Origin of the sequence: Sphingomonas sp. STIS6.2 (assembly GCF_000732685.2) — a bacterium.
Taxonomy (GTDB): domain Bacteria; phylum Pseudomonadota; class Alphaproteobacteria; order Sphingomonadales; family Sphingomonadaceae; genus Sphingomonas; species Sphingomonas aerolata.
Genome location: NZ_JPDP02000153.1, coordinates 5,435 through 9,927, shown reverse-complemented (window position 1 = coordinate 9,927; position 4,493 = coordinate 5,435). Strand labels below are relative to the sequence as shown.

At 65.9% G+C, this 4,493-nt stretch carries 3 protein-coding genes and 1 pseudogene; 2 read left to right on the top strand and 2 right to left on the bottom strand.

Features of this window, described 5'->3' with window-relative positions:
- On the bottom strand, positions 1-509 hold a 509-nt coding region (locus sphst_RS14695; protein WP_199848998.1), incomplete at its 3' end, for a TonB-dependent receptor plug domain-containing protein.
- A 283-nt stretch (positions 510-792) separates the two neighbouring features.
- Here sphst_RS14695 and sphst_RS14690 point away from each other — a divergent pair.
- On the top strand, positions 793-2,145 hold the full coding sequence (locus tag sphst_RS14690; protein ID WP_031396690.1) for an MFS transporter: 1,353 nt from the start codon (positions 793-795) through the stop codon (positions 2,143-2,145).
- On the top strand, positions 2,142-3,977 hold the full coding sequence (locus sphst_RS14685) for a hypothetical protein (RefSeq protein WP_031396689.1): 1,836 nt from the start codon (positions 2,142-2,144) through the stop codon (positions 3,975-3,977). The genes sphst_RS14690 and sphst_RS14685 overlap by 4 nt, the downstream gene beginning before the upstream one ends.
- Here sphst_RS14685 and sphst_RS21335 read toward each other — a convergent pair.
- Positions 3,974-4,493, bottom strand: a pseudogene (locus tag sphst_RS21335) (carboxylesterase family protein); the annotation flags it as partial. The gene sphst_RS14685 and the pseudogene sphst_RS21335 overlap by 4 nt on opposite strands.

The window sequence follows — 4,493 nt, the reverse complement described above, 5'->3', positions numbered from 1 at the left end:
TTCACGCCGCCCGAATTATCGGTACCGCCGGTGGTGCCGATCGCCTCCATGCCGTTGATCCGGACACGCGTATAGTCGGGGCCGAGGCCCCGCACTGAGATGTTGCGGCCTTCGCCGTTGACGCGGCTGATCGAGACGCCGGGGATGCGCTGCAACGATTCCGCCAGGTTGAGGTCGGGAAACTCGGCGATGTCTTCCGCCTTGATGACGTCGACGGTCGCGGTCTGCGTGCGCTTGATGTTGATCGCGCTGTTCAGGCTCGCGCGGAACCCGGTCACGACGATATCCGGCGCATCCGCAGCGAGCGGCGCACCGGTCACGTTCTGCTCGGGCGGCAGGGCAGGGGAAGCGGGGGGAGTGTCGGTATCGGTGGTGTTGCCAGCGGCGCGCGCTTCCTTCTGCGCGGTCGTTTCCGGCACGCTCTGGGCGTGGCCCATCGTCGCCAGAGAGCAGGCGACGATCGCGCTCGACATGGCCAACACGGATTTGAAGCTGCGGATCCCAGTCATACTCACTCCCCTAACTCCGGCACGATGTGCCCGCTGCCGGCTTCGTTGGAGCCGGTCTGTCGCAATCTGTGTTAGGCCGGGTGCGGTCGCCTAAGCCAATCTCATTCCGACATCGATCGATGCGAACGATGCACTGATCGAAGACCCGCATAACGCTTCGTTCTCGGATCAAGTCATGGGTTGGCTCGATCAACCCGTTTTAGGACTTGGACCGACCCCATTCTGGTCGATACACCGAACTCGAACACTCGCGCAGATCGAGTGCTGGACTGGAGAGCGAAGCATGACGATCGCCGCATCATCCCCCGCCGAAGATGCGGTCGCAGGAGGCGTGACCGGGCGTCCGACCGCGGTGCGATACCGCGTGATCGCGCTCATCTTCCTGATCACGTCGATCAACTATGCCGACCGTGCGACCTTCTCGATCGCGGGGTCTGCTGCATCGACCGAACTCGGGCTGTCGTCGGTACAGACCGGCTTTATCCTGTCCGCCTTCGCCTGGGCCTATGTCCTCGCGCAGATCCCCGGCGGGCTGCTGCTCGACAAGTTCGGTACGAAGCGCGTCTATGCTGGTGCAATCCTCGCTTGGTCGCTGTTCACGGCCACACAGGGGCTGACCGGGGTGATCGCGGGCGTGTCCGCAGTTGCCATGCTGTTTGTGCTGCGGTTTCTCGTCGGCCTTGCCGAGGCGCCGTCGTTTCCTGGCAACGCCCGCCTCGTCGCCGCCTGGTTTCCCGGTGCCGAGCGTGGCACCGCGTCGGCGATCTTCAATTCGGCGCAGTATTTCTCGCTCGTCGCCTTCGCCCCGCTGATGGGCTGGCTGGTGCACAGCTATGGCTGGCGCGCGGTGTTCTGGGTGATGGGCGCGATCGGCCTGGCTGCGACGGCACTGTTCGTCCGCTACATCCACAGCCCGGTCCGCCATCCGAAGATCAACGCCGCCGAACTCGCGCATATCGAGGCGGGCGGCGGGCTGATCCGGATGGAGGATGCTGCCAATCGCCCGCAGGCCTTCTCGTGGACGAACCTGCGCCAGCTGCTCGCGAACCGGATGCTGCTCGGCATCTATCTCGGCCAGTATTGCATCAACGTGCTGACCTATTTCTTCGTCACCTGGTTCCCGATCTACCTGGTCAAGGAACGCGGGCTGAACATCATGGAAGCCGGCTTCGCCGCCGCCGCACCAGCGCTGTGCGGCTTCGTCGGCGGGCTCGTCGGTGGCTACACGTCCGACCTGCTGCTCAAGCGCACCGGCTCGATCGACATCGCGCGCAAAGTGCCGCTGGTGTTCGGGATGCTGCTGGCGACGCTGATCATCGCCTGCGTGTTCGTCGAGGGGGAATGGCTGGTCGTCACGCTGATGGCGGTTGCGTTCTTCGGCAAGGGCGTCGCGTCGCTCGGTTGGGCAGTGATGTCGGACGTCGCGCCAAAGCAGCTCGCCGGGCTGACCAGCGGGGTGTTCAACATGTTCGGCAACGTCGCCGGGATCGTCACGCCGATCGTCATCGGCTTTATCGTCGGCGCTACGGGCTCGTTCGATTGGGCGCTGGTGTTCGTTGGCGCGCATTGCCTGCTCACGATCTTCTCGTTCCTGGTGATCGTCGGTCCGATCCGCCGTGTCGAGCTGGCCGCATGACCGTCGATCGACGTACGCTGCTCGGGGGTGCCGCGGCCGCACTCGCCACATTGCCTGCCGCCGTTCGTGCGGCGCCAGCGACGTTGCGGGTTACAACGCCTATGGCAGCGCCGGAATGGGCCGTCCTGCAACGCCGCTTGCTCACTGCCAATGCCGAAGCCTGCGAAGCGTTCTACGCAAAGTATATCGACAGTCGCGGCTGGCTGCGCGTGTTCGAGCGCTGGGGTGCGAACGATGGTCCCGACGATGCGGCGGAAGCAACGAACGACTGGGCGATCCTGCACGCGCTGGGCGGTCCCGATCGTATCCGCGACCTGTACGCACGGGCGTGGGAGGGTCACCTCAAGCAGTTCACCGCCGCGCGCACGGTCGACGTGCCGATCGCACGCAAGGGGATGTATTTTCGCGAGTTTCCTGTCCAGATGGACTGGCAGCACAATGCGGAAGGGCTGACGACCTTCAACATGATGGGGCTGTCCGGCCCGCGCGACCTGAAGCTGATCGAGCGCACGCGTCGCTACGCCGACTTCTACACCGGCCGCGATCCGACCACACGCAACTACGACCCCAAGCTGCGGATCATGCGCAGCCTGATGAACGGAAGTCGGGGGCCGATGCTGCGCCGCGCGACCGAGCTCGACTGGGCGGGCGATCCGTTCGCCGCCGGCGAACGCTTCCACATGGAACACGGCGAGACGACGTACGCGCAGACGCTCGCGCATTATGCCGACTATGGCGACGTCGTCGGCGACAATCCGCTCAACCTTCAGGCGACGACGATAGGGCTCAACGCGTATGCGCTGGGGGCAGGGGATCGATACCGGACCTGGGCGCTCGACTATCTCGACGCGTGGGTTGGCCGGGCAAAAGCGAACGGCGACATCATCCCCAGCCGCGTCGGTCTGGATGGCATCGTCCCGCGCGACTGGTGGAGTGGCGTCTATGGCTGGGGCTTCTCGCCGATCGTGCCGCAGACCGGCAAGCGCGAGAACCGCAACCGCATACCCCGTTCGATCACCGCGTTCATGACCGGCACGCTGCTGACCGGCGATCAGCGCTATATCGACGTCTGGCGCCGCCAGACCGCGCGGATCAATGCACAGGCCAAGACGATCGGCGGTGTGCTGTCTACGCCGACGATGCACGGTGCGGACGGCTGGTATGGCTGGCAACCTGGTCCGTTCAAGACCAACGGCTTCGAGATATGGTACATGTCGCAGGCGCCCGCCGACCGCGCGGCTGCCGGCGATCATCCGTGGGTGAGCTTCCTCGAAGGCAAGAACCCGAGCTACGCCGTAACCGCGTTGCGCGCGGACCTGAAGGCCGTCGCCGACCGGGTCGCTGCGCGCGTGTCCGATCCGACGACGCCGGAAACCCGGCTCGCAGACTGGCCGATCGACATTAACCCGGCCAACGTCACCAGCCTAGTCCAGCTGATGACCGGCGGCCTGCACATTGCCCGCCCGTCCTGGTCGAAGACTTCGCCATCGCAAGGCGGCGTCCCGCTCCACTGCCGGCTCCGCTATTTCGACGCGGATCGCAAACGCGCCGGCGTGCCGGAGGACGTCACTGCGCTCGTGCATACGCTGGGCGACACGACGACCGATGTGACGCTGGTAAACCTGAGCAACAGCCAGCCGCGGACGGTGGTGGTGCAAGGCGGCGCCTATGCCGAGCACCGGATAGACGCTGTGACGATCGACGGCCGCACGACCGACGTCGCCGGCGCCGCGGTCACGATCCGGCTCGAGCCCGGCGCCGGTGCGCGCTTGAGCCTGCGCATGCGCCGCTACGCCAACCGCCCGACGCTCGCCTTTCCGTGGGACCGCTAGCCGCCCGGCTTGATATACGGCGCAACCGCGAACAGCAGGCGTTCCTCGCGCCGGGGATCGTCTTCCATCCGCACTGCCCGATCGAAGATCATCGTCGAGCGTCGCACCAGATCATAGTGACGCCAGATCGGCACGCTCGCACAGTTCGGATCGCCGGTCCGCGCCATCGCGATGAACGCATCCGCCATCCGCCCGGCCAGCCGTCTCGCCTCCGGCCCATCACCCGTCCGCGCGCTCGGCTGCTGCGTATTGTCGAACACTAGGCCGATATCGAGCGTATGGAACGCGCCGAGCACGCCGCCCGCCTCCGGCGAAGGAAAGTCGAGCTGATACATCCAGGTCGGCGCACCGATCTTCGCGCGTTCCTCGGCCTGGATCAGATGCCCGGGCCAGGACCGACCCGCGGTCGATGCCGCCAGCAGGATCTGCCCCGGCGTCCGATCGGGATAGAGGTCGCGGTAGCGCGCGATGACGTGATCGGGGGCGAGGTCCTTGGTCATCTCCCGCACCAACCGC